At 69.7% G+C, this 23568-nt stretch carries 21 protein-coding genes; 9 read left to right on the forward strand and 12 right to left on the reverse strand.

The genetic code is table 11. The annotated features are described in order from the left end of the window. Positions 1–62: 62 nt before the first annotated feature. The 8 genes from PMI14_RS16515 to PMI14_RS16550 all read right to left on the reverse strand — a co-directional run bounded on the left by PMI14_RS16515 (position 63) and on the right by PMI14_RS16550 (position 6370). Positions 63–1019, reverse strand: coding sequence for a hypothetical protein (locus PMI14_RS16515; protein WP_238541855.1), 957 nt, complete (start codon positions 1017–1019; stop codon positions 63–65). A gap of 66 nt (positions 1020–1085) precedes the next feature. Further along, positions 1086–1457 (reverse strand): copper-binding protein, encoded by a 372-nt coding sequence (locus tag PMI14_RS16520; protein WP_007856276.1) that lies wholly within the window; start codon positions 1455–1457, stop codon positions 1086–1088. Further along, the gene (locus PMI14_RS16525) at positions 1454–1945 is read right to left on the reverse strand and encodes a DUF411 domain-containing protein (protein ID WP_007856278.1); all 492 of its coding nucleotides are present in this window, start codon (positions 1943–1945) and stop codon (positions 1454–1456) included. The genes PMI14_RS16520 and PMI14_RS16525 overlap by 4 nt, the downstream gene beginning before the upstream one ends. A 23-nt stretch (positions 1946–1968) precedes the next feature. After that, entirely contained in the window at positions 1969–2493 is a 525-nt protein-coding gene (locus PMI14_RS16530) for a plastocyanin/azurin family copper-binding protein (RefSeq protein WP_007856279.1), read from the reverse strand. A 20-nt stretch (positions 2494–2513) separates the two neighbouring features. After that, positions 2514–3905, reverse strand: a complete 1392-nt coding sequence (locus PMI14_RS16535; RefSeq protein WP_007856280.1) for a multicopper oxidase family protein — start codon at positions 3903–3905, stop codon at positions 2514–2516. A 6-nt stretch (positions 3906–3911) separates the two neighbouring features. Next, positions 3912–5339: a TolC family protein gene (locus PMI14_RS16540; RefSeq protein ID WP_007856281.1), complete on the reverse strand. Its 1428-nt coding sequence runs from the start codon at positions 5337–5339 to the stop codon at positions 3912–3914. Then, a complete protein-coding gene (locus PMI14_RS16545; RefSeq protein WP_007856283.1) occupies positions 5336–5680 on the reverse strand; it encodes a hypothetical protein in 345 nt (114 codons plus the stop codon). The genes PMI14_RS16540 and PMI14_RS16545 overlap by 4 nt, the downstream gene beginning before the upstream one ends. A 231-nt stretch (positions 5681–5911) precedes the next feature. Then, positions 5912–6370 (reverse strand): hypothetical protein, encoded by a 459-nt coding sequence (locus tag PMI14_RS16550; RefSeq protein ID WP_007856285.1) that lies wholly within the window; start codon positions 6368–6370, stop codon positions 5912–5914. Positions 6371–6585: 215 nt separating this feature from the next. Between PMI14_RS16550 and PMI14_RS16555 the strand changes: the two genes are divergently transcribed. Then, entirely contained in the window at positions 6586–10161 is a 3576-nt protein-coding gene (locus PMI14_RS16555) for an EAL domain-containing protein (RefSeq protein WP_007856287.1), read from the forward strand. Between the two features lie 360 nt (positions 10162–10521). Here the strand turns inward: PMI14_RS16555 and PMI14_RS16560 are convergent, their stop codons facing one another. Beyond that, positions 10522–11007: a hypothetical protein gene (locus PMI14_RS16560; RefSeq protein ID WP_007856288.1), complete on the reverse strand. Its 486-nt coding sequence runs from the start codon at positions 11005–11007 to the stop codon at positions 10522–10524. Positions 11008–11200: 193 nt separating this feature from the next. Between PMI14_RS16560 and PMI14_RS16565 the strand changes: the two genes are divergently transcribed. Next, positions 11201–12298, forward strand: a complete 1098-nt coding sequence (locus PMI14_RS16565) for a hypothetical protein (RefSeq protein ID WP_007856291.1) — start codon at positions 11201–11203, stop codon at positions 12296–12298. 3 nt (positions 12299–12301) lie between these two features. Here the strand turns inward: PMI14_RS16565 and PMI14_RS16570 are convergent, their stop codons facing one another. Continuing rightward, a complete protein-coding gene (locus PMI14_RS16570; RefSeq protein WP_007856292.1) occupies positions 12302–12931 on the reverse strand; it encodes a YitT family protein in 630 nt (209 codons plus the stop codon). A gap of 166 nt (positions 12932–13097) precedes the next feature. Here PMI14_RS16570 and PMI14_RS16575 point away from each other — a divergent pair, with 166 nt between their 5' ends. Then, positions 13098–13676 (forward strand): hypothetical protein, encoded by a 579-nt coding sequence (locus tag PMI14_RS16575; RefSeq protein WP_157405900.1) that lies wholly within the window; start codon positions 13098–13100, stop codon positions 13674–13676. An 81-nt stretch (positions 13677–13757) separates the two neighbouring features. On the opposite strand, the gene PMI14_RS16580 is transcribed toward PMI14_RS16575, so the two are convergent. Then, positions 13758–14693 carry a LysR family transcriptional regulator gene (locus PMI14_RS16580; protein WP_007856297.1) on the reverse strand — a complete coding sequence of 312 codons (936 nt, stop codon included), beginning with the start codon at positions 14691–14693 and terminating at the stop codon, positions 13758–13760. 134 nt (positions 14694–14827) lie between these two features. On the opposite strand from PMI14_RS16580, the gene PMI14_RS16585 reads away from it, so the two are divergent. The 4 genes from PMI14_RS16585 to PMI14_RS16600 all read left to right on the forward strand — a co-directional run bounded on the left by PMI14_RS16585 (position 14828) and on the right by PMI14_RS16600 (position 21120). Further along, on the forward strand, positions 14828–15820 hold the full coding sequence (locus tag PMI14_RS16585) for a tripartite tricarboxylate transporter substrate binding protein (protein WP_007856299.1): 993 nt from the start codon (positions 14828–14830) through the stop codon (positions 15818–15820). An 86-nt stretch (positions 15821–15906) separates the two neighbouring features. Further along, positions 15907–17532: a gamma-glutamyltransferase gene (gene ggt, locus PMI14_RS16590; RefSeq protein WP_007856301.1), complete on the forward strand. Its 1626-nt coding sequence runs from the start codon at positions 15907–15909 to the stop codon at positions 17530–17532. Positions 17533–17618: 86 nt separating this feature from the next. Continuing rightward, entirely contained in the window at positions 17619–19976 is a 2358-nt protein-coding gene (locus PMI14_RS16595) for an FdhF/YdeP family oxidoreductase (RefSeq protein ID WP_007856304.1), read from the forward strand. A gap of 22 nt (positions 19977–19998) precedes the next feature. Further along, the gene (locus PMI14_RS16600; RefSeq protein WP_007856305.1) at positions 19999–21120 is read left to right on the forward strand and encodes a catalase family protein; all 1122 of its coding nucleotides are present in this window, start codon (positions 19999–20001) and stop codon (positions 21118–21120) included. 11 nt (positions 21121–21131) lie between these two features. On the opposite strand, the gene PMI14_RS16605 is transcribed toward PMI14_RS16600, so the two are convergent. Further along, positions 21132–22013: a c-type cytochrome gene (locus tag PMI14_RS16605; protein ID WP_007856307.1), complete on the reverse strand. Its 882-nt coding sequence runs from the start codon at positions 22011–22013 to the stop codon at positions 21132–21134. A 59-nt stretch (positions 22014–22072) separates the two neighbouring features. Here PMI14_RS16605 and PMI14_RS16610 point away from each other — a divergent pair, with 59 nt between their 5' ends. Both PMI14_RS16610 and coxB read left to right on the forward strand, forming a co-directional pair. Further along, entirely contained in the window at positions 22073–22426 is a 354-nt protein-coding gene (locus tag PMI14_RS16610) for a cytochrome c family protein (protein ID WP_238541856.1), read from the forward strand. Positions 22427–22438: 12 nt separating this feature from the next. Further along, complete coding sequence (gene coxB / locus PMI14_RS16615; protein WP_007856310.1) at positions 22439–23389, forward strand: cytochrome c oxidase subunit II; 951 nt, start codon at positions 22439–22441, stop codon at positions 23387–23389. Positions 23390–23568: the final 179 nt, after the last annotated feature.

A 23568-nucleotide genomic window follows, 5' to 3' on the forward strand; every position in this document is an offset into this window, starting at 1 on the left:
TCGACAGATGGCCGGCGCGATGTGCCTCAGCCGGGGCTGCACTCAAGGAAAATTCGCACGGGTCAATACAACCCGTAGGGATGCCCGTAGCTGCACAGCCATAGCCTGGGGTGCCTCCGCTTGTCGAACTGCAGTTGCAGCAGGTTGGGGCGCGGCAGGGCCGTGTCCACGACGAGTTCATCGTCGGCCTGCGCCGAGGCCAGGCGAGACAACGCGAAACGCTGGAAGACCTGCGTGAAGGCGGCCTCGGCGGTGTGCGGCTGGCCGGTGGCGTGGTCCTGCAGCAAGGCGGGTTCGTCCAGCGAGTCCTGGTGCAGCCAGTACCACAGGCCTTCTTCTCCAGGCGCACCCTCGGGGTCCCAGGCCAGGGCACCCAGGCCGTCACCCACGTCCACGTACACGGCCAGGCTGCGGTCGTAGCGGGCGAGTACGTCGGGGGAGATCAGTTCCTGCAGCCCATCTTCGCCGGTGCGCGCGTAGTCCCACTGGTTCACCAGCATCTCGGCCACGGTGCCCAGGCCGCGGGCGCCCACGAAGTACGAGTCGCTGATGCCGATGTCCCAGTCCGCGAGCAGTTGCAGCAGGGCGGGCACGGGGGTACCCAGGCGCTGTTCCAGGGCCTGCAGCGCCGCCTGGCCTGGCTGCGGCGGTGCCGGTTCGATCTGGATGCGCGGGGTCTGCCGTGCCAGCGCATGGATGCGCTCGCCCCAGGGCAGGCATGGGTCGTACAGCGGGGCGGAGGCGGGGGCCATGTCGCGCACCATCCAGGTCCTGTCCAGGGCCGCGGGGGCCTTGCCGGCGAGGGACACCGTGCCCCGCAGCTGCAGTTGCTGCAGCCCGGGCCGCATGGGGACAAGCACCACGGGCTGCCTTTGCAGCCCGGGCCGCGTGGCCTCATGGTCGAGTTGCGCGACGACCCTGCCATCCACCACCACCTCGGCTGCCACGCGGTCGCCCACCTGCAGGCAGGGGTGGATGCCTGCGGCGGCTGCAGGGGGCGGGACGAGGGGCTCTGGCAAGGGGCGGACCACGGGAGTTTGCGACGCCGGGATTGTAGGCACGGCGGTGCAAGCGGTCGAACCTGCTCATGGCGTGGCCGGCTCGATGCGTGTCACCACATAGGCGCCGGCCTGCTGCTCGGCGCGAAAACGCACCTTGGCACCGGGCCTGACCTGCGCGGCCTGGGCCGGGTCGGTGACGCGGAACACCATGGTCATGGCTGGCATGTCCAGGTTGCGGATGGGGCCGTGGCGCAGCGTGACCTTGGCGCTGGCGGCATCCCAGCGCACGACCTCGCCCTCGCTCAGGTCCGAAGTGGCAGCGGCAGGGGCGGCATGGCTGCCGTGGTCCTCGCCATGGTCATGGTCGTCGCCCGCCAGGGCGGGCACGGTGCAGAGGCCGGCAGCCAGGGCAAGCAGGGCGGTGCGCAGATGGCGGGAGGGGGTGGAGCGGGTCATGTCGATTCCTTCTTGTTGCCAGGGTGGTTCGTGAAAACGCGGGTGCTGCCGTTGCGTGCGACCAGCAGCACGGCGTAGCTGTCCCTGCGGCCGCCGTAGGCGGGGCCATCCATGCCGGGCGACCCAATGGGCATGCCGGGCACGGCCAGGCCCAGGGCGTCGGGCTTTTGCCGCAGCAGGGCGTGCACATCGCTGGAGGGCACATGGCCTTCGACCAGGTAGCCGCCCACAAGGGCGGTGTGGCACGAACCCAGCTTTTGCGGCAGGCCCAGGCGGGCGCGCACGGCGTTGTTGCCGGTGTCGTGGACCTTCACGGCAAAGCCGTTGGCCTGCATGTGGTCCACCCAGTCCTGGCAGCAGCCGCAGTGGGGGTCTTTCCAGACCTCGACCGGCGTGGGGGCCGCTGCACCTGCTGCCAACGGCAGCGCGGTTGCGGCGAGCATGGCCAGCCAGGCGCGACGGGTGCTGGCGGTTGGTGTGTGGGTCATGGGATGTCCTTGCTCTTCCAGGGTCAGCCCTTGCGGGGGATGACGTTGATGGTGCCCACCATGCCGGCCTGGTAGTGGCCGGGGATCAGGCAGGCAAAGTCGAAGCGGCCCGCGCGGTTGAACTGCCAGACGATCTGGCCGCGCTTGCCGGCGGCCACGTGGGCCATGTAGGGCTCGTCGTGCTCCATGCCGGGGTGTTTGGCCATCATCTCGGCGTGCTGGGCCAGCGTGGCCTGGGTGCCGAGCACGATCTCGTGCAGCAGCTGGCCCTGGTTGTGCACCACCAGGCGCACGGTCTCGCCCTCGCGCACCTCGATGTGGGCGGGGGCAAAGCGCATGTCGTCGCCCATGCGCAGGGTGATGGTGCGTTGCACGGCCTGGGCGCTGCCGGCAATGCCCCAGTCCTGCTGCTGGGCGGGCAGGGCGGCCTTGGGTGCTGTGGCGTGGGGGGCATCGCCATGGGCCCAGGAGGCGCCGGTGCTGGCCAGCAGGGCAGTGGCGGTTGCAAGGTGCAGGGCCAGGCGGTTCAGTGGTCGGAGGTGGTTCATGGTGTGTCCTTGGATGGGGATCAATGCTGGTGGCCGCCGCTGTGGGCGGCGGGCTTGCGTGCGCGGGCGGCACTGGGCGCGGTGCCCGGCGTGGTGACCCGTGGCGGGGCGGGCATGGCGGCCGGCGCACCCTGCCATTCATAGGCCTGGGTGCCGGGCGGCTGGGCGTAGTGGCCTGGGTCGCGGTAGTCGCCCGCGGCCTGGTGGGCACGCACCTTGAAGGTGGTGAACATGCCGCCCATCTCCAGCGGGCCGTAGGGGCCGGTGCCGGTCATCATGGGGAAGGTGTTGTCGGGCAGCGGCATCTCCATGGCGCCCATGTCGGACATGCCGCGCTCGCCCATCACCATGTAATCGGGCACGATCTTCTGGATCTTGCCGACCAGGCCCTTGTGGTCCACGCCGATCATGGTGGGCACGTCGTGCCCCATGGCGCCCATGGTGTGGTGGCTCTTGTGGCAGTGGAAGGCCCAGTCCCCGGGTTCGTCGGCGACCAGCTCCACCTGGCGCATCTGCCCCACGGCCACGTCGGTGGTCACCTCGGGCCAGCGCGCGCTTTTGGGCACGGGCCCGCCGTCGGTGCCGGTCACCTCGAACTCGTGGCCGTGGATGTGGATGGGGTGGTTGGTCATGGTGAGGTTGCCCACGCGAATGCGCACGCGTTCGCCCAGGCGTGCCACCAGCGGGCTGATGGCCGGGAAGACCCGGCTGTTCCAGCACCAGATGTTGTGGTCCAGCATGGTGTTGACCTTGGGCGTGCGCGCCCCGGGCTCCACGTCGAAGGCGTTGAGCAAGAAGGCGTAGTCGCGCTGCACCGTGGCGATGTGCGGGTGCGCCGCCTTCGCGTGGGTGATCCACAGGCCCATCATGCCCATGGCCATCTGCACCATCTCGTCGGCATGCGGGTGGTACATGAAGGTGCCGGGGCGCCGCGCCACGAACTCGTAGACGAAGGTCTTGCCCGGCGGGATGGCCGGCTGGTTCAGCCCCGCAATGCCGTCCATGCCGTTGGGCAGGCGCTGGCCATGCCAGTGCACCGACGTGTGCTCGGGCAGCCGGTTGGTGACGAAGATGCGCACGCGGTCGCCCTCCACCACCTCGATGGTGGGGCCCGGGCTTTGCCCGTTGTAGCCCCACATGTTGACCAGAAAGCCCGGCGCGACCTCGCGCACCACGGGCTCGGCCACCAGGTGGAACTCCTTGACCCCGGCGTTCATGCGCCAGGGCGCGGTCCAGCCGTTGAGGGTGACCACGGGGTGGTAGGGCCGCCCGGTGGGCGGGTGCAGCGGGGGGGCGGTGTCGGCGCTGGCCTGCAGCACGGGCTCGGGTAGCGCGGCCAGGGCCACGCGGCTGACGGTGGTGGCAGCCACGGCCGTGGCCGCGCCTGCCGTGAAGAAATGGCGTCTTTGCATGGTAGGTCAGTGGCCTTTTGGGGTGGAGGGGGTGGCGGCGCCGGAGGCAAGGCCTTGCAGGGCGCCCGGCGAGGTGCCGGTGAGGGCCAGTTGCAGGTCGGTCTCGGCCAGCCAGAAGTCGCGCTGCGCCTCGATGGCGCCGGCCACCGATTGCGTGCTGGCGCGTGCCTCGGCCAGCAGTTCCCACACGCTGGCGAGCATGCCGTTGTAGCGCAGCGTGGTCTCGTCGCTGATGAGCTGGCGCAGCGGCACCACCTCATCGCGCTGCTGGCGCGCCAGGTCGAGCGCGGTGCGGTAGGTGAACCAGGCGCTGCGCACCTCGCTGCGGGCGCGCACGGCGGTGTCCTGCAGCGTGGCGGCGCTCAGCTCCACGCGCGCCTGGGCGCGGGTGCGCGCGGCGCCGCCCCAGTCGAACAGGGGCAGCGGTACATCGAGCTCCCAGCCGCGCGTGGTCTCGCGGTGGCCGCTCTCGCGCTCGGTCGTGGTGTTGCGCTGGTAGGCGATGCCGATGTCGCCGAACACCGCGCCCGCGCGCGCCCAGCCCTGCTGGCGCGCCTCGGTGTCGAGCTGGCGGCGCGCGGCCTGCACGTCCAGGCGCTCGCGCAGCGCGGTGGCCTCGATGCCATCGGCAGGCAGTACTGTCGCGGGCAGGGCCGGCAACTGGCCGGCCAGGGTGTAGCCCGTCTGCACGCCCCACAGGCCCATGCTGCGGCTGAGCTGCTCGCGCGCGGTGGCGGCGGCCAGGCGGGCGCGGGCGCGCTGGGCATTCGCCTCCTGCAGCACGGCCTGTTCGCGCGCATGCTGCAGGCGGCTGAAATTGCCCACGCGGGCCATGCGCCGGGCCAGCTCGGCACCGGCCTCGGCGGCCTCGACCATGCGCTCGTGCGTGGCGGCCACCTGCTCGGCGGCCACGGCGCGCAGCCAGGCGCGGCGTGTGTCGGCGGCCTGGGCCACCACCTCCTGCGCGGCCTGCAGCGTGGCCACCTGCATGCGCTCGGCCTGGCGCTCCATGCGCCAGGGCAGGGTCACCAGGTCCAGCAGGCTGAAGGCCAGCGTGCGCTCGATCTCGCGCTCGTGGCTGTTGGTCAGCCGCGCGATCGAGAACTGCGGGTTGGGCAGGGTGATGGCCTGCACGCGCTCGGCATCGGCCACGCCCAGCGCAGCCAGGCGCGCCTGCAGGCCGGGGTGGTTGAGCAGGGCGATGCGCACGGCCGCGTCCTGTGTGAGCGGCTGGGCCAGCCAGCCGGCAATGGCCTGGCGCGCCTGGTCGCGCGCTGCCGGGTCGGCGGCGGGCAGGGCGGTACCGGCCACACCGGTGCGTGGCTGCGCCAGGGCCTGCACGTCACCGCGCAGGCCGTCGGGCGAAACGCTGGCGCAGCCTGCAAGCAGGGCGGCCAGGGCCAGACCTGTCAGATGGGGAATGCTGCGGCTCATGGCTTGTTCGCCCCGTGCTGGTGGGGGGTGGCAGGCGCTGCCGGGGAACTGCCCTGGCCGGCCTCCCAGCGCACGATGTCGGCATGGCCGCGCGGGAAGGCGGCTACGGCCTGGTGGGCGGCGCGCCAGTCGACCAGCGGTGCATCGGCGCCTTGCGGCAATGCTTGCGGCTGCATGGGGGTGTAGGCCAGTGGGCTGTGGGTTGCCGGGGGCGCTGCCGCCGGGGCCGGGCCGGCGGCAGCGTGCGGCTGTGCCCCTGCCACGGCGGGCAGGAGCAAGGCCAGCCACGCCAGGGGGCGCAGCACGGGCCGGCGAAGAACAAACAAGAAGAGGTCGCGCATGGTGCGGTCTCCAGAAAAACGGGAATGGAACGGCGCCGTGGCCTGCGGTGTGCGCTCAGCTGGCGCTGGCAGGGGTGGGCGGGCTCGGGGCGGACGCGGTTCAGGTGCGCGGGGGGCGAAGTGCAAGCCCATGCGCCAGGGCAACGGCGCGCCAGCGGCGCCGGTCTGGGCGGCAGGGGATTGCCAGGCGCTCCCGCACAGGCCCGAACAGGCCCTGGGGATGCTCGAGCCTCAGGCGATGGGGGGCTTGATGGCCAGCGCGGCGGTGGCGCTGTCGAACGGGGTGGCTGCCGCAGGGGCGGCACCGGCCACCAGCGGCAGGGGCGCGGCCGGCATGGCCGGTGGCTCCATCAGGGCCGTGTGGCAGATCTCGCAGGCGGTGCAATTGGCGTGCTGGTGGTGCGTGGCGCAGCCGGTGCTGCCGGGCGTGCTGCCATCGCAGGCCAGGGTTGCGGCTTCGGTGGCCGCGTGGTGGCCACCCTGCATGCTGCTGCCATGGTCCCCCGCGTGGGCTGCCTCGCCCGCGGCGGCATGGTCGTGCTGGCCGTGGTGGTCCGCAGCAGCCGCCTGTGCCACGGCCGCCGGCGCAGGGTGCTGCATGGGCACCATGCCCGCGGCCATGGCGGTGCCCACCAGGCCCCGAAGGACCAGCACCACCATCAGCAGATAGAACAGGGGGCCGCGACGCATGGGCGCAATGATAAGACTTTTGGGCCAGGCGTCGCGCAAGCGCCGGCTTGTCGCATGGTTTACCCGCAAACGCGCCGAGGGCACCCGATCCGGGGGTACGATGTATCCAGATGTTTTTAGGGCTGCCTGGGCTTGGCGGGCGCTGGCGGACCGGCGCCGGGACCGCAGGGCCAGGCCGGTGCAAAAACCCATCCCTCCTCTTCGCGAAAGGCCCCATGCGTGCTTTGCCGCAGTTGGCTACGGGCTCCCTGTCCGCCAGGATCCGGCTTTTGATCCTGGTGGCCACGCTGCCTGCGCTGGCGCTGGTGGCCTACCAGGCTAAGGCCAACCGCGAGGAGTCGGTGGCCGCAGCGCGCGAGAATGCGCTGCTGCTCACCCGCAGCATGGCCTACAGCCAGCAGAGCCTGATCGACACCACCCGCACCTTTTTGCAGCAACTGGCCATGACCCGCCGGGCGCAGCAGCTCGATGCCCCCGATTGCTCGCAGTACCTGGCGGAGGTGCTGGCGCTCAACGCCACCTACATCAACATCGGCCTGCCCCGCGCTGATGGGGATTTGCGCTGCAGCGCCGTGCCGCCCAGGGCGCCGGTGAACCTGACCGACCAGCCCCACTTCCTGCGGGCCATTGTGGCGCGCGAGTTCTCGGTGGGCAGCTTCCAGGTGGACCCGGCGGTCGGCCTGGCCAGCGTGAGCTTTGCGCAGCCGCTGGTCGACCCCGAGACCCGCGCAGTGCTGGGCGCGGCGGTGGCCGTGGTGTCGCTCGACTGGTGGAGCCGCCGCCTGCACGAGCTGGGCCTGCCCGACGGGGCCGTGGCCCGCGTGCTCGGCCCCGACGGCCGGGTGATCGCGCGCTTTCCGCCCGATGCGCGGGAGCTGGGCACCCTGTCCGAGCTGCCCCAGCCCGGGGCCGGCGCCCAGGCCCTGCAGGGCGGCGCCCACCTGCTGGAGTCCGACGATGGCGCCCGCTACATCGAGGTGGCGCGGCCCCTGCTCGAATCCCAGGGCCGGCCGGTGGCCAGCATGCGCCTGTCGGTGCCGCTCGATGCGCTGTATGCCCGCATCGCGCGGCAGATGTGGCGCGACATCGGCTTTTTGCTGCTGGGGCTGCTGGCCTCGTTCGTGCTGGCACACGAAGGGGTGCGCCGCGGGGTGGGCAAGCCGCTGGCCCGGCTGCTGCGCGCCACCGACCAGCTGGCCCGGGGTCAGCAGGTGGCCCCGGTGCCCGAGACGGGGTTTCGCGAACTGGCCCAGCTGGCGCAGCGCTTCAACCACATGGCCCAGGCGCGCCAGCAGGCCGAGGGCGAGCTGCGCCAGAGCGAGGAGAACCTGGCCATCACCCTGCACTCCATCGGCGATGCAGTGGTGGTCACCGATGCCCGCGGGCATGTGGTGCGCATGAACGGCGTGGCCGAGCAGATGACCGGCTGGCCGCTGCGCGAGGCGCAGGACCGCCCGTTGACGGATGTGTTTCGCATCGTCAACGCGCGCACCCGCGAGCCATCGAAGGACCCGGTGCAACTGGTCATGGCCAGCGGCCGGGTGGTGGAGCTGTCCAACCACACCACGCTGATCGCCCGCGGCGGCGCCGAATACCAGATTGCCGACAGCGCCGCCCCGATCCGCAATCCCGCGGGCGGGATCACCGGGGTGGTGCTGGTGTTCAGCGATGTCACCGAGTCCTACCGCGTGCGCCGCCAGCTGGAGGACAACGAGGCGCGCTTTCGCACGCTCACCATGCTGTCCTCGGACTGGTACTGGGAGCAGGACGCGCAGCTGCGCTTCGTGATGCTGGAGGGCGAGGCCGCCAAGCGCACGCTGCCTGGGCCCCAGTGGCATGTAGGCAAGACCCGCCACGAGGTGGCTACCGACGACGGCGGCGGGGTGGCTGCGTCGGAGGGCACCGCGGTGGACTGGGCGCAGCACGAGCATGCACTGCGCGAGCGCCGCGAGTTCCGCGACTTCGAGTACCCGCGCCAGTCCACGGTGGGTGCCGTGGAGTGGGTCTCCGTCAGCGGCACCCCGATATTCGATGCCGACGGCGTCTTTCTGGGCTACCGGGGCATCGGCAACAACATCACCGCGCGCAAGAACGCCGAGCGGGAGCTGCGCATCGCCGCCATTGCCTTTGAGTCGCAGGAGGGCATGCTGGTCACCGATGCCGACACCGTGATCCTGCGCACCAACCGCGCCTTCACCAAGATCACTGGTTACGACAGTGCCGATGCCGTGGGCCGGCGCGCCAGTTTTCTCGCGTCGGGCCAGCACGACACGGCCTTCTTCACTGGCCTGCGCCGGACCCTGGACAGCGTGGGCGAGTGGAGCGGCGAGATCTGGAACCGCTGCAAGGATGGGCAGGTGAGCCTGCACCAGATGGGCATCACGGCGGTCAAGGACGCCCAGGGGCGGCTCACGCACTACGTGGCCTCGCTGAGCGACATCACGCAGAAGGCCGCCGCCGCCAGGGAGATCGAGCACCTGGCCTTCTACGATCCGCTCACCCTGCTGCCCAACCGCCGGCTGATGATGGACCGGCTGCAGCAGGCCTTTGCCAGCAGCGCCCGCTCGGGCCAGTACGGCGCGCTGCTGTGCCTGGACCTGGACCACTTCAAGAACCTCAACGACACCCTGGGCCACGACATGGGCGACGTGCTGCTGCAGCAGGTGGCCCAGCGTCTGAAAGCCTGCGTGCGCGACGGCGACACCGTGGCGCGCCTGGGCGGCGATGAGTTCCTGCTGCTGCTCAAGGGCATGAGCAGCGAACCCACCGAGGCGGCCGAGCACACCCAGACGGTGGGCACCAAGGTGCTGGCCGCGCTCAACCAGCCCTACCAGCTGGCCCTGCACCATGTGCACAGCACGCCCAGCATCGGCGCCGTGCTGTTCAGCGGCCAGAGCCAGTCGGTGGACGAGCTCATGAAGCGTGCCGACCTGGCCATGTACGCCGCCAAGACGGCCGGGCGCAACGCCGTGCGCTTTTTCGATCCGCGCATGCAGGCCGCCGTGACGGCCCGCGCCGCGATGGAGAACGACCTGCGCACCGCCCTGGCCGAGGACCAGTTCCGCCTGTACTACCAGGTGCAGGTGGGGCAGGGCGGGCGGGCCATCGGTGCCGAGGTGCTGATCCGCTGGCAGCACCCCGAGCGCGGCCTGGTCATGCCCGGCGAGTTCATCCCCCTGGCCGAAGAGACCGGCCAGATCCTCGCCATCGGCCTGTGGGTGCTGCGCACCGCCTGCCTGCAGCTGCGCCACTGGGAGGACGACCCCGCGCGCAGCCACCTGCAACTGGCCGTGAATGTGAGCGCGCGCCAGTTCCGCCAGGGCGACTTCGTCGACCAGGTGTTTGCGGTGCTCAGCGAAACCGGCGCCCGCGCCGACCGCCTCAAGCTGGAGCTGACCGAAAGCATGGCGCTGGACAACGTGCAGCACACCATCGCCCGGATGAACGCGCTGCGGGCGTTGGGCGTGGGCTTCTCGATGGACGACTTCGGCACCGGGCAGTCCTCGTTGTCCTACCTCACGCGGCTGCCGCTGGACCAGCTCAAGATCGACCAGAGTTTCGTGCGCAACATCGGCATCCAGGAGGCCGATGCGCTCATCGTGCAGACCATCATCGGCATGGCGCAGAGCCTGGGCATCGACGTGATTGCCGAGGGCGTGGAGACCACGGCGCAGCGAGAGTTCCTGGCGCTGCACGGCTGCAACCTGTGGCAGGGCTATTTGTTCAGCCGGCCGGTACCGCTGGAGAACTTCGAGCAACTGATGGCGCAGCGGTACGCGGACCACGGGTAGCAGGCCGATCCCGGGACGTGGCCCGGATGGCCGCGCCTTGGCCGTTGGCCGTCAGCCGGCGCGCTGCGCGGCGGGCGTGGCCAGGTACTCGCCCACGGTGATGCGGTAGCCGCCCGAGAGGTTTTTGGCAATCGCCTGAACGGTGTAGATCGGCCCCCATGGAATGCCGCACTAGGGCCTGTCAACACCAATTTCGGGGTCGCGAAGGCCCTTGCCGGCGTGCCGGTCTGGGCGTGCGACGCGGTGTGTGCTCTTGCACACGCAAGGAGCGCAACGACGAGTGGCGCGCCGGCAAGGGCCTTCCCTTCGGGTTGCCCGGCCTGGGGGCCGTCTGCGGCGTTGCCCGCGCTTGCAAGGTGCCTACCTTGCTGCACGCTGGCGCCTTGCATCCAGTCCCCAGACCGGGCAACGCGACCCCGAAATTGGTGTTAACAGGCCCTGGCCCAGCAGCAGCGATGCCAGCGTGTACAGCGCCTGCGTGAGCTGGAAGTTGTCCCGCGTGGCGAAGTAGTAGCGCGAGGGGATCTTGAAGGTCATGATGACCACGCTCACGGTCAGCAAAAAGCGCTTGACCTCGGTGTCGGGCGTGACCTTGCGGCCGTTGTACGTCGCGCCCCCGGCCATGATCTTCGGTGCGTTGGCCTGCAGCCACTGTTCGAAATGCGAGACCTCGCGCGCAGACTGGCCGGCCCGCGCAAAGAGAAAGAAGAACACCAGTGCACACAGCACCGAGATCCCCAGCAGCACGGGCCGTGACAGCACGGCGGTGCCGGCATCGTAGGCCAACAGGGCCTTGAGGCCCGAAGCGGTAAAGACCAGTCCTGCAATGAGCGCAAGCCAACGCATGTGAAATCCCTCCAGAAGTATCGTTTTGTTTTTCTGACGCCGGGCCGCTGCGCTGTGGCAGATGGGCCGCAACGGGCAATCCAGGCCTTGCCGGGCCGGCGCCCCTGCGTCACGATGGACTGCAGTCGATGGCACCCGCGCCGCGCCAAGGGGCGGCATTGCCACCGTGTCACTTTCGAGCCACTGGAGTTCCATGCTGTTTCGCAGAGTTGTTGCCACCCTGGCCTTGTCGTTGTTGTCGGCGGGGGTGTTTCTGCCCTTTGCCCAGGCGGCAGAGATCCATCCTCTCGAATACGAGCAGTTGCGCGACCGGATCAAGCAGCGCGGGTCGGCACCGGTCGCGGTGTGGCTGCTGCGCCTCTTCAGCATTCCGGACGCCGACGCCAGGGCGGTTGAATTGCAGGCACGGATCGACCGGCTGCTGGTCGAATTGGGGCGTGAGGCACTGCCTGGTGGCCGGCATGTGAACAGCGGGGGCGGCATCATGCTGTGGGTGACGGAGGCGGGCCTGGAGATCGTAGTCAACAGCCCCCTTGCCCTGCGCGTGCTTTTCTTCAATGAGTGGCGCCATTCGACCCTGCTGCCGCAGTCGGATGGCCACCTCGACGAACTGGACCGCCGGCTGAAGACCAGTGCCAGCGGGTGGGTGGACGTGGAAGCAACGCTCGCCGTGCCGGGGGCCGAGTTCGACATCGATCGCCATACCGGAGAGGGTTCTGTCGTGCTGAAATCGCCCGCGCAGCACAGCGCGGCGGTGGACGCCGCGATGCTGCTGTTCAGGCGCCTGGGCGTGCCCACCTCGTCCGGCCTTCCGGCCAGCACGGCAGGCGGTGTCATCACCGTGCTCGACGTCTCGGGCGTGACCCGCAATGGCACCGTGCTGCTGCGCACCAACGAGCGCGGGCTGGCAGAGCTGGCCTGGAACAACTGGGCCATCGCGCTGAAGGCCCCCGGGTACAGGCCCATGCTCGCGCCGCTGGTGATCCCGCAGGGCTACACGACCCAGCCCGAGCCCGGTGCCGGGCAGTCGCGGGCGGTCGTATTCCTGAAAACCCCGGCGGAAGAATGGGGCGTCGCGTTGGCAACCCGCAATGCCATCTACCGGCGCGCACTGGAGGATGTGCTCGCGCCCTATGCGGTGAGCGGAACGCCGCGGTGGGAGGAGGCGTTCGGCAGGACCACCGTGGTGCTGCCGGATGCCGAGTTGGAGCGCCTGGCCCAGGCTCGCGATTTGCGTGTGAAGTACGTGGTCATCGAAAAGCCGATCAACAAGCCCGCAGCCCCACCCTGAGGGTCACGTCCCCATGTACCGCCCCGGTCGGTGGTTCATGGCCAGCACCAGGTTGAGCGCCACCGCGCCGGCAATCGACCACAGCACACGCAGCGGCTCCACCGTGAACAGTGCCAGCAGCACAATACAGCAGTCCACCGCCATCTGGATCTTGCCCGCGCGCCAGCCGTAGCGGTCCTGCAAATACAGGGCGGCAACGCCCACGCCACCCAGGCTGCAGCGGTGGCGAAACAGCACCAGGAACCCCGTGCCCGTGATGGTGCCGCCCGCAATCGCGGCGTACAGCGGCTGCAGCTGCGCGAACTGCAGCAAGTGCGACTGCAGCTCCGTCAGTGCTGACAGCAGCAGCACCGCGATGAAGGTCTTCACCGTGAACGCCCGCCCCAGCTTGCGCAGCGCCAGCCAGTAAAAGGGCAGGTTGACCACGAAGAACAGCTTGCCGAAGCCGATGCCCGTGGCGTAGTGCGCCAGGAACGCCAGCCCCGCCGTGCCGCCCGTGAGCAGCCCGGCGCTGGTGAAGAAGGCGACACCGACCGAGATCAGCAGCACGCCGGTGAAGATGGCGACGGCGTCTTCGGTGGGGGTGTGGGGGGCGGGTGGGGCGGCGGCTGCAGAATGCTCGGAGCTGGTCATGGCGAGGGCGCGAAGGTAGGGGGAACCACTGGGCGGGGCATGGATTGGACCACGCAAGCCGCGTGCCGGGCTTGCCCTGGGTCAACCTGATAGTGCGAGAAACCGCGTGGAAGAACTCTCTTCTACGGTTAGGATGGCGCCCACAAAAAGAGAGGGAACCATGACCATGAGGATGATTGCGCCGGTGCTGCTCGCCTTGGCGCTGGGTGGCTGCGGCACCACGGCCGTGCTGGAACCGGGTTCGGCCAAGACCATCGATCCCGATGAATCGTTGATCGTGCTGGGCGTGAACCCGGGCTACCGCGTGTTAGTGTTCCCGGGCGAAGTCGTTGGCGGTCAGTTCAAGCAAAGCGGTTTTGCAACGGCTGTTATCAACGGCGCAGCGACCGACGGCTACGTTGTCGCCAAGGCGCGCGCGGGCCAGGTACTGGGCCTGACCAGTGTGTCCGCGCAGGGCGAAGGTCTATTTGGCCGTAGCTATACCGCCTGCGGGGGCGCACGCGCACCGGTGTTCCATGTGCCCAAGGGGCAGATCCTGTACCTGGCCGACATCCGCTACGAACCCAGCGGCGGGCGTTCGCTGAACATCCGCTATGAAGACCGCTTCGAAGCGGCTGCGGCGTTCGTTCGCAAGCAGTACCCGCAGTTCGAGGGAACCATGCAGCGCACGCGCGTGGAGGCATTGCCCATGGCGGGCATCTGTCAGCCGAACATCATCTACATTCCAATCTACGTGGGGCGCTGAGGTTCATGCAAGGCCGGAGTCCGGCTCGGGTGCCTTCCCGGTTCGTCACCTTGTTCTGCGGCCTGCTTTCGCTGCGGTGATTCAATCCGACCGCCCCACCACCGCCGCAATATGCTCCACAAACAGCTTCACCGCCTCCGCCGTGTTGTCCTTCGCCCAGATCACCCCCACCGGCCCGAAGCGGATGGTGCGGTCCAGGGGCAGGATGCGCATGTTGCCCAGGGCCACCTGGTACCGGGCCATGGCTTCGGAGCACACGCCGATGTAGTCGCCCTGGTGCACCAGGGCCTGCAGGGTGGTTATGGCGGGGGTTTCCACCTTGGGGCGCAGCCACGAGGCGCCGGCGTCCAGCAGCGCGGCGTCGAGCTGTGAGCGGGTGAGGGTGCCCGGGGGCGGCATGATCCAGTTGTCCTGCACCAGGTCGATCAGGCGGATGGGGCCCTGGGCGTCCCAATGGCGGCTGGCGCGGCCCACCACCAGGCAGACGTTGTCGTCGAACAGCTCGCGGTGTTCCAGCCCGTCCTTGTAGGCGCGCGAGTCGAGCGAGCACACCACCAGGTCGAGCTGCTTGTTGTCGATGCCTTCGAGCAGCTGGGTGAGCGGGCTCTCCGACACCGTGACCGAGATGTACGGGTACAGGGCCTGGAACTCCACCAGCGCCTGCGGTATGCCGCGCGCCACCCCGGCCCACACGCTGCCGATGTGCAGGCGCGCCGTGCGCCCCTGGGCCAGGGCGCCCAGCTCGGCCTGGGTGCGGGTGATGTCGCCCAGCACGCTGATGGCCAGGCGCTTCATGATGATGCCGGCCGGCGTGAGCTGCACGCGCCGCCCTCGCGTGACCAGGGGCGTGCCCACCAGCTCCTCCAGGTCGGCCAGCCAGTGCGACATGGCCGACTGCGTCATGTGCAGGCGGGCGGCGGCCTCGGTCAGGGTGCCGGCCTCGTCCAGCACCATGAAGGATTCCAGATGTTTGACCTTGAGCCGGCGCGCCCAGGCCACTTGGTCGTATGCAGTCATGAGCAAATGCTAATGCATCCATCGTGCTAATTCACTGGTCCTTGGGGCGGCTGCGCCGAATAATGGCCCGCATGCAGGCAGCACTTTTCACAACGCTGCCACCTTCCCGCCGCCTACCCCCGGAGATTTGCCGTATGAAGAAACCTTTCTGCCTGGCCGCCAAGGCCGTGGCGCTCGCGCTGTCGTCGCTGGCCGCGCTGCCCGCCGTGCAGGCGCAGGACGCCAACAACTACCCCACGCGCCCGATCCGCCTGGTGGTCTCGCAGCAGGCGGGCGGCAGCTCCGACACCGTGGCGCGCCTGTGGGCCGAGCATGCGGGCAAGGCCATCAATGCCACCATCACGGTGGAGAACAAGCCCGGCGCCGGCGGCATCATCGCCGCGCAGCAGGTGCTGGGCCAGCCGGCCGATGGCTACACGCTGATGTTCGGCGGCGTCTCGCAGATGGTGCTCAACAAGTTCGTCTACAAACCGCTGCCCTACGACCCCGAGAAGGACTTCGTGGGCGTGGGCATGCTCAGCACCGTGCCCTTCATCCTGGTGGCCAACCCGGCCACGGGCTTCAAGTCGCTCGACGACCTGGTCAAGTACGCCAAGGCCAACCCCGGCAAGCTCAACTTCTCGTCCTCGGGCCTGGGCAATTCCACCCAGTTGGCGGTGGAGCTGTTGCAAAAGAAGCTCGACATCAGCATGGTGCACGTGCCCTTCAAGGGCGAGCCCGACGGGCTCATGGCCACCATCGGCGGCCAGACCCAGGTGATGGCGCCCGTGGGCGGCTCGGCGCTGCCGCACATCAAGAACGGCAAGATCGTGCCCCTGGTGGTGCTGGCCCCTTCGCGCCTGGCCGAGCTGCCCGACGTGCCGGCCGCCAACGAGCTGGGCGTGAAGGACTTCGACACCATGGGCTGGAGCGGCATCGTCGCCAAGGCCGGCACGCCCGCCGCCATCATCGCCAGGCTGCACGAGGGCACGCGCGCCTTCCACGCCAGCCCCGAGGTGCAGGCCAAGCTCAAGGGCATGAACGCCATCGCCATGCCCGGCCCGTCCAGCCAACTGATGGAGGTGACGCGCCGCGACACCAAGGCCTGGGGGCCTACGCTCGAAGCCCTGAACCTCAATCCCAAGTGAGGTGATGCGGCCGGCCCGCTGATCCCCTGCATGCGCCCGCTGCACTGGCAGCCGGCGCATCTCTTCCATTCTTTTTGAGTTTCTCCATGAAAAAACAAGCAATGGTGTCCTGCCCGCAGCCCGAGGCGGCGGAGTCCGGCATCGAAGTCCTGCGCGCGGGCGGCAACGCGGTGGACGCGGCCGTGGCCGTGGCGCTGTCGCAGACCGTGGTAGACCCGCTGATGTGCGGCATCGCGGGCTTCGGCACGGCGGCCGTCTTCCTGCCCGGCAAAGAGGCATACGAGTATTTCGACTTCCACGCGCCCGCGCCGCTGGCCGCGCGCGAGGACATGTGGGCCGCGCTGCTCGAAGGCGAGACCAAGGACGGCTTCGGCTTCATCCTCAAGGGCCGGGTCAACGACATCGGCGCGCAGTCCATCGCCACGCCGGCCACGCTCAAGGGCCTGGCCGCCATGCATGCCGCCCACGGCCGCCTGCCGTGGAAGGAGGTGGTGGCGCCCGCCATCGCCTGGGCGCGCGATGGCTACTTCGTGCGGCCCGGCATGTACTCGTTCTGGATCGACCAGACCCTGGCCGGCCGCGCCAGCAACATGGACCGCCTGCACTACAGCGACGAGGGCCGCGCCCTGTACTGCCGGCCCGACGGCAGCGCCAAGCCCATCGGCACGCCCATCGTGAACGAGAACTTCGCCCGCGTGCTGGCCCAGGTGGCCGAGGAAGGCATCGAGCCCTTCTACGAGGGCGAGCTGGCCCGGCGCATGGTGGAGCATGTGCAGTCGCTGGGCGGCCTGCTGTCCATGGACGACCTCAAGAGCTACCAGGTGCGCCGCGCAAAACCCCTGGTGGGCCGCTACCGCGACCGCGTGGTGACGACCAACCAGCCCCCGGGCGGCGGCGCGATGCTGCTGCAGATGCTCACCATCCTCGAAGAGTTCGACCTGGCCGGCATGGAGCACAACGGCCCCGAGTACCTGCGCACCCTGAGCGAGGTGATGAAGAAAGCCACCACCGACAAGGACCGCCACATCGGCGACCCGGCCTTCGTCGAGGTGCCGCTGGACCAGCTGCTGTCCAGGGAGAACGCCGCCCGCGTGGCCGCCGACATCCGCGCCGGCAAGCGCCACAGCGTGGAGCGCGTGAACCTGGGCGCGCCCGTGCCCAAGGACACCACCCACGTCAGCGTGGTCGACGGCGAGGGTGGCTGCGTCTCCATGACGCATTCGCTGGCCATGCCCTCGGGCGTGATCACGCCGGGCATGGGCTTCTTCTACAACGGCTGCATGGGCGTGTTCGACCCGCGCCCGGGCCGTGCCGGCAGCATCCAGCCGGGCAAGAGCCGCTTCACCTCGTCGTGCCCGAGCATCGTCTTCAAGGACGGCAAGCCCGAGATCGTGCTCGGCGCGCCCGGCGGCACGCAGATCGCCATGGGCGTGTTGCAGGTGTTGCTCAACCTGATCGACCACCGCATGGGCATGCAGGAGGCCGTGTCGGCCCCGCGCTTCTCGTCCACCAGCAACTCCATCGACGTGTGCAACCGCATCCCGCGCCATGTGGGGCGTGAGCTGCAGGCCCAGGGCTACGAGGTGCTGCGCAACCCGTACAACTACACCATTGGCTGGGTGCATGGGGTGCAGATAGCTGCCGACGGCACGCTGCACGGCGGCGCCGACCCGGGGCGCGACGGGGTGGCGTACGGCACGGCGGTGGCATAGGCTCCTGGGGAACCGGGCCTTCTCCTACAGGCGGGTCAGTGCGCGGCTGACCTGGTGGCCTGGGCCCGGCACGGACAGTGGGGTGCATGCACGCCCCTCCCGCCAGCCCGCCCGGCAAGCCAGACCGCGACCCTCCCGAGCCCTTGCCTCCCTACGGCCAGCCAGCGGGCGGCTGGGGTTCGCTCAAGGCCGTCACCGTGAGCCTGGTGCGCGAGGGCGCGGTGTTGCGCACCGCCAATGCCCTGCGCCAGCAGAACAAGCCGGGCGGCTTTGCCTGCGTGAGCTGTGCCTGGGCCAAGCCCGCCAAGCCGCACCTGGCCGAGTTCTGCGAGAACGGCGCCAAGGCCACTGCCTGGGAGCTGACCGACAAGCGCGCGGGTGCGGACTTCTTTGCCGAGCACACCGTGACCGAACTGCGCGGCTGGAGCGACCATGCGCTGGAAGGCCAGGGCCGCTTGGTGGACCCGCTGCGCTACGACGCCGCCAGCGACCGCTACGTACCCACCACCTGGGAGGAGGCCTTCGCCGCCATCGGCAGCAGCCTGCAGGCACTGCGGGCGCAAGACCCGCAATCGGCGGTGTTCTACGCCTCGGGCCGTGCATCGCTGGAGACGAGCTACCTGTACCAGCTGCTGGCGCGGCTGTACGGCAACAACAACCTGCCCGACAGCTCCAACATGTGCCACGAGAGCACCTCGGTGGCGCTGCCCGAGACCATCGGCGTGCCAGTGGGCACGGTGCGTCTCGACGACTTCGAGCAGGCCGACGCGATCTTCTTCTTTGGCCAGAACGTGGGCGTGAACAGCCCGCGCATGCTGCACCAGCTGCAGGAGGCGCGCCAGCGCGGCATCCCCGTGGTCACCTTCAACCCGATGAAGGAGGTGGGGCTGGTGCACTTTGCCAACCCCCAGTCCCCGCGCGAGATGCTGAGCACGGCCGAGACGGTGATCAGCACCCAGTACCTGCAGGTGCGCAACGGCGGCGACATCGCAGCCATTGGCGGCATGTGCAAGTGGCTGATCGAGGCCGACGATGCTGCCCGCATGGCCGGCGCGCCGCGCGTGCTGGACGTGGACTTCATCGCCCGCCACACCCAGGGCCTGGAGGCCTTCGCCCCGGCCATGCGCAGCCTGTCGTGGGACGACATCGAGCGCGAAAGCGGGCTGCCGCGTGCCGCGCTGGAACAGGCGGCCCGCACCTACGCCTCTGCCAACGCCGTGATCGGCATCTACGGCATGGGCCTGACCCAGCACCGCGAGGGCGTGGCCAACGTGCAGATGGTGAGCAACCTGTTGCTGCTGCGCGGCAACATCGGCAAGCCCGGGGCCGGCATCTGCCCGGTGCGCGGGCATTCCAACGTGCAGGGCCAGCGCACCGTGGGCATCACCGAGAAGCCCGGGCTGGCGCCGCTCGACAAGCTGGCAGAGCTCTACCACTTCGAGCCGCCGCGCGAGAAGGGCCGCAACACCGTGGCCACCTGCGAGGGCGTGCTCGACGGCTCGGTGCGGGCCTTCATCGGCCTGGGCGGCAACTTCGTGCGCGCCGCGCCCGATACGCGCCGGCTCGAAGAGGCCTGGCGCCGCATGCCGCTCACGGTGCACGTGGCCACGCGGCTCAACTACACGCATGTGCTGCCCGGCCACGAGGCCTGGCTGCTGCCCTGCCTGGGCCGCATCGAGGTGGACGCGCAGGCCACGGGCCCGCAGACCGTGTCGGTGGAGGATTCGACCGGGTGCTTTCACGCCTCCCAGGGCGTGGCCGACCCCGCGGCCAGCAGCCTGCGGTCAGAAGCGGCCATCGTTGCCGGCATCGCCCAGGCCACGCTGGCGCCCAACCCGCATGTGCCCTGGGAGCGCTGGGTGGGCGACTACGCGCTGGTGCGCGACGCCATCGAGGCCACCTGGCCCGAGGTTTTCGCGGGCTTCAACCAGGGCCTGCACGCCCCCGGCGGCATGCCCCGGCCCAACCCCGCGCGCGAGCGGGTGTGGAAGACCCCAAGCGGAAAGGCCTGCTTCATGCTGCCGCCGCCCATCGCCGCGGCAGGCCCTGACGCCTCGGTGCTGCGCCTGATGACGGTGCGCAGCGACGACCAGTTCAACACCACCGTCTACAGCCTGAACGACCGCTTTCGCAACGTGTGGGGCAGCCGCATGGTGCTGCTCATGCACCCCGAGGACATGGCCGAGCGCGGCCTGGCCGAAGGCGCACCGGTGCTGGCCACCACCGCACTGGGCGCAGGCGAGGACGACGGCCATGCCCGCCAGGTGGCGGGCCTGCGCGCGCTGCCCTACGACCTGCCGCGTGGCTCGGTGGCCGGCTACTTTCCCGAATGCAACCCGCTGGTGCCCTTGTCGCACCACGCGAAGAAGAGCCAGGTGCCAACCGGCAAGTGCATCCCCATCCGGGTGACGCTGGCCGATGCGGCCACCGGAGCCCAGCCATAGCCACCCACGAAAGCACCCACCCATGCCTACCCCCACGCTTGCCACGCCCCTGGCCTACACGCCCGACTGCGAATTCCAGGAGGAGGACGAAGCGCAGACCACGGCCGAGCTGCTGGAGACGCTGCGCGGCATCAGCGAGAAGGTGGCGGCCGATGAAGGCCGCGCCTTTCGCAGCGTGCACGCCAAGAGCCACGGCATCCTGCACGGCAGCATTGACATCCCGGCGCTGCCGCCCGTGCTGGCCCAGGGCCTGTTCGCCACACCGGGCAGCCACCCGGTGGTGATGCGCCTGTCGAGCACGCCCGGCGATCTGCTCAATGATGCGGTATCGACCCCGCGCGGCCTGGCCCTCAAGGTGCGGGAGGTCGATGGCGTGCCGCTGGACCCGGCCGATGGCTCACGCAGCCAGGACTTCCTGATGGTCAATGGCCCGGTGTTCAGCGCGCCCACGGCGCGCAAGTTCCTCAAAAGCCTGAAGCTCTTGGCCGCCACCACCGACAAGGCGCCCGCCGCCAAGGCCCTGCTGTCGGCCGCGCTGCGTGGGTTGGAAGCGGTGGTGGAGAAAGCCGGCGGTGAAAGCGCCACGCTCAAGGCCCTGGGCGGGCACCCGGCGACGAACCCGCTGGGCGAGAGCTACTTCACCCAGGTGCCGGTGCTGTTCGGGCCGTACATGGCCAAGCTATCGCTGGTGCCCGTGTCGCCCGAACTGGTGGCCCTGCACGGCGCGCCCGTGGATCTGGCGGACAGGCCGCACGCGCTGCGCGATGCCGTGTCCGGCCACTTCGCGCAGACTGGTGGCGTGTGGGAGCTGCGCGCCCAGCTGTGCACGGACCTGGAAAAAATGCCCATCGAGGATGCCTCGGTGCAGTGGCCCGAAGACCTTTCGCCTTTCGTCACCGTGGCGCGCATCACGGTGCCGGCGCAGGCGTCGTGGGACGAGGCCATGTCACCGGCGGAAGACAATGCCCTGGCCTTCAGTCCCTGGCACGGCCTGGCGGAGCACCGGCCACTGGGTTCCATCATGCGTGTGCGCCGCCGTGCGTATGCCATGGCATCGCAGTTCCGCCACACCTACAACGCGGCGGCGGCCGACCCCGAGTCGGCGCACAAGTTCGGCGTAGCGCCCGTGGCGCCGTCGCCATGACAGCGCAGGCGCTATTTCAACTCCGCCAGGTAGGCGGCAATGTGCCGCGCGTCGGCCGGGCTCACACCCATGGCCGGCATGGCGGTGCCTGGCTTCACGGCCTGAGGCTCGCGCAGCCAGCGCTCCAGGTTCTCGGCAGTGTGGGGCAGCACGCTGGCGATGTTGGTGCGCGCTGCAAAGCCCGCGAGCGAGGGGCCCACATGCACCTCGGGCCCCGTCACCCCAGGGATCATGTGGCAGGCATTGCAGGCATGCTGGTACAGAGCCTGGCGGCCCAGCACGGCGTTGCCCATGGCGGGCGGCGCAGCGGCCATGCGCGCCGCGCCGCAGGTGGCGATGGTGCCCGTGCGGCGTGCGCCGTCCACTTCCTCCACCGTGATCTGGCGGAACGCGGCCACGTCCAGGTCGGGCAGGCGCTGCAAAAAGGCCACGGTGGACCACAGCTCTTCCTCGTCCATCCGGTGCTCCCAGGCGGGCATGCCGCTCATGCGGATGCCGTGGCGGGTCAGCCAGTACATCTCCCTAGCGCTCCATCGCCGCGCCGCATCGACCAGCGGGCCGGGCAGGGGCTGCATGCTCTTGCCGATGTCGCCTTGCGGCACGCCCGGGCCGCCGTGGCACTGCAGGCACTGGTCGCGGTAGCAGCCCGCGCCGCGCAGCACCATGGCCTCGTCGAAGGGCGGCGGCTCGTCCACGCCGGTGCGCGCGCGCAGCTTGACCGACTGGTGCATGGCGGTTTCGAGCAGCTGGTACAAGGGCTTGAAGTGCTGCTCGCTCGCGGCCACGTTGTACAGGCCCAGGTAGACCGTGGCGAAGCCGGCCGCTGCCGCCAGCACGGCCACGGCGAGCATGGTGGCGAATATGGTGGCGTAGACGGTCCTTCTGTGGGGCATCGGTTCATTATGTGGGCCTGCCGTGCGGCGGGATGTAGGACGCGGGGATGCAGCACTCCATGAAGCGCTTGATCGGATCCCTGGTCTGTGCGATGACGTTTCCAGTGGTGGCCTGGGGCGCTGGCCAGGCCCTGGGTGATGCGCGGCGGGGCGCCCTGCTCATCGCGCAGTACCAGTGCGGCGCCTGCCATGCCATTCCCGGCATCGCCAGCGCGCGCGGCAAGGAGGGGCCGACGCTGGCTTCCTACGGCCTGCGCAGCTACATCGCCGGCCGCATTCCCAACCGGCCCAACCTGCTGGTGCGCTGGATCGCGCAGCCCTCGGCCCTGGTGCCATCGACCACCATGCCCGACATGGGCGTGCCCGAGCAGGACGCACGCGACATGGCGGCCTGGTTGGGCGAGCAGCGCTGAGGAAGGCATGGCATGACCGCGTCACCCACCCTGGTCCCCGTGCTGTCGCCCGCGGGCCCGGCCGCGCAGGCCATTGCCGAGATCAGCTGGGTGCTGCTCATCGGGGCCACGGTGCTCTTCGTGGGCACCATGGCGCTGCTGGCCTGGGCGTTGGTGCGCCGGCGGCGTGATGGCGAGGTGGTGCTGCGCCCCCTGTGGTGGCTGGCCGGTGGCGGCCTGGTGCTGCCCGTGCTGGTGCTCACGGCGCTGTTCTTCTACAGCCTGCACCGCGCCCCGCCCTGGAAGGCCGTGCCGCCGGCCGATGCGCTGGTGGTCTCGGTCACGGGTCGCATGTGGTGGTGGGAGATCCGCTACCGCGACCCGGTGAGCGGCGCCGACATCGTGACCGCCAACGAGCTGCGCCTGCCCGTGGGGCGGCCGGTGTACCTGGGCCTGTCGAGCCTGGAGGTGATCCACAGCCTGTGGATTCCGGAGCTCGGGGGCAAGATGGACATGGTGCCGGGGCGGGTGAACCATTTGTTGCTGCAGGCGTCGCGGGCGGGGGTGTACCGGGGGCAGTGCGCTGAATTTTGCGGAGAGGCGCATGCGCGGATGGCCTTGCATGCGGTGGCGATGCCGCAGGCGGAGTTCGATGCCTGGCTGGCGGGGCAGGCGCGGCCGGCTGTGGTGGCGAATTCACCGGCTGCGCTGCAGGCGGGGAGGGCGGTGTTTGAGGGGCAGAAGTGTTTTGTCTGCCATACCGTGCGGGGTGTGGCTGAGGGTTCTCGGTTGGGGCCGGATCTGACGCATGTGGGGGGGCGGTTGTTCATTGCTTCGGGGACTTTGAGGAACGGGCCTGTGGAGATGAAGCAGTGGCTGTCGCAGGTGCATGAGGTCAAGCCGGGGGCGCGGATGCCTTCTTATGCGCGGTTGTCGCAGGGGGAGATGGATGCGTTGGTGCAGTGGTTGGGGGCGTTGAAATGATGTGGTTGTTGGATGGGCTTTGGTTTTGCTGGCTGCATGCTTCGGTTGATGGCGGAGGCCGGGATGTGCGCCCGGCAGCGCGGCTGGTTTTGCTGGCATGCCTTTGCCGAGGGCGGGAGCCGGGTCTCGGCCCGGCGGCCGAGGTACCTTTCTTTGCTTCGCCAAAGAAACGTACCCCA

Origin of the sequence: Acidovorax sp. CF316, from assembly GCF_000276605.1 — a bacterium.
Taxonomy (GTDB): Bacteria; Pseudomonadota; Gammaproteobacteria; order Burkholderiales; family Burkholderiaceae_C; genus Acidovorax.

Coding starts and splice junctions, on each gene's coding strand:
- PMI14_RS16540 (WP_007856281.1), bottom strand. CDS start 5,339: ATGAGCCGCAGCATTCCCCATCTGACAGGTCTGGCCCTGGCCGCCCTG.
- PMI14_RS16575 (WP_157405900.1), top strand. CDS start 13,098: ATGAGGATGATTGCGCCGGTGCTGCTCGCCTTGGCGCTGGGTGGCTGC.
- coxB (WP_007856310.1), top strand. CDS start 22,439: ATGACCGCGTCACCCACCCTGGTCCCCGTGCTGTCGCCCGCGGGCCCG.
- PMI14_RS16545 (WP_007856283.1), bottom strand. CDS start 5,680: ATGCGCGACCTCTTCTTGTTTGTTCTTCGCCGGCCCGTGCTGCGCCCC.
- PMI14_RS16535 (WP_007856280.1), bottom strand. CDS start 3,905: ATGCAAAGACGCCATTTCTTCACGGCAGGCGCGGCCACGGCCGTGGCT.
- PMI14_RS16530 (WP_007856279.1), bottom strand. CDS start 2,493: ATGAACCACCTCCGACCACTGAACCGCCTGGCCCTGCACCTTGCAACC.
- PMI14_RS16585 (WP_007856299.1), top strand. CDS start 14,828: ATGAAGAAACCTTTCTGCCTGGCCGCCAAGGCCGTGGCGCTCGCGCTG.
- PMI14_RS16570 (WP_007856292.1), bottom strand. CDS start 12,931: ATGACCAGCTCCGAGCATTCTGCAGCCGCCGCCCCACCCGCCCCCCAC.
- PMI14_RS16525 (WP_007856278.1), bottom strand. CDS start 1,945: ATGACCCACACACCAACCGCCAGCACCCGTCGCGCCTGGCTGGCCATG.
- PMI14_RS16605 (WP_007856307.1), bottom strand. CDS start 22,013: ATGCCCCACAGAAGGACCGTCTACGCCACCATATTCGCCACCATGCTC.
- ggt (WP_007856301.1), top strand. CDS start 15,907: ATGAAAAAACAAGCAATGGTGTCCTGCCCGCAGCCCGAGGCGGCGGAG.
- PMI14_RS16580 (WP_007856297.1), bottom strand. CDS start 14,693: ATGACTGCATACGACCAAGTGGCCTGGGCGCGCCGGCTCAAGGTCAAA.
- PMI14_RS16565 (WP_007856291.1), top strand. CDS start 11,201: ATGCTGTTTCGCAGAGTTGTTGCCACCCTGGCCTTGTCGTTGTTGTCG.
- PMI14_RS16555 (WP_007856287.1), top strand. CDS start 6,586: ATGCGTGCTTTGCCGCAGTTGGCTACGGGCTCCCTGTCCGCCAGGATC.
- PMI14_RS16550 (WP_007856285.1), bottom strand. CDS start 6,370: ATGCGTCGCGGCCCCCTGTTCTATCTGCTGATGGTGGTGCTGGTCCTT.
- PMI14_RS16560 (WP_007856288.1), bottom strand. CDS start 11,007: ATGCGTTGGCTTGCGCTCATTGCAGGACTGGTCTTTACCGCTTCGGGC.
- PMI14_RS16610 (WP_238541856.1), top strand. CDS start 22,073: ATGAAGCGCTTGATCGGATCCCTGGTCTGTGCGATGACGTTTCCAGTG.
- PMI14_RS16520 (WP_007856276.1), bottom strand. CDS start 1,457: ATGACCCGCTCCACCCCCTCCCGCCATCTGCGCACCGCCCTGCTTGCC.
- PMI14_RS16595 (WP_007856304.1), top strand. CDS start 17,619: ATGCACGCCCCTCCCGCCAGCCCGCCCGGCAAGCCAGACCGCGACCCT.
- PMI14_RS16600 (WP_007856305.1), top strand. CDS start 19,999: ATGCCTACCCCCACGCTTGCCACGCCCCTGGCCTACACGCCCGACTGC.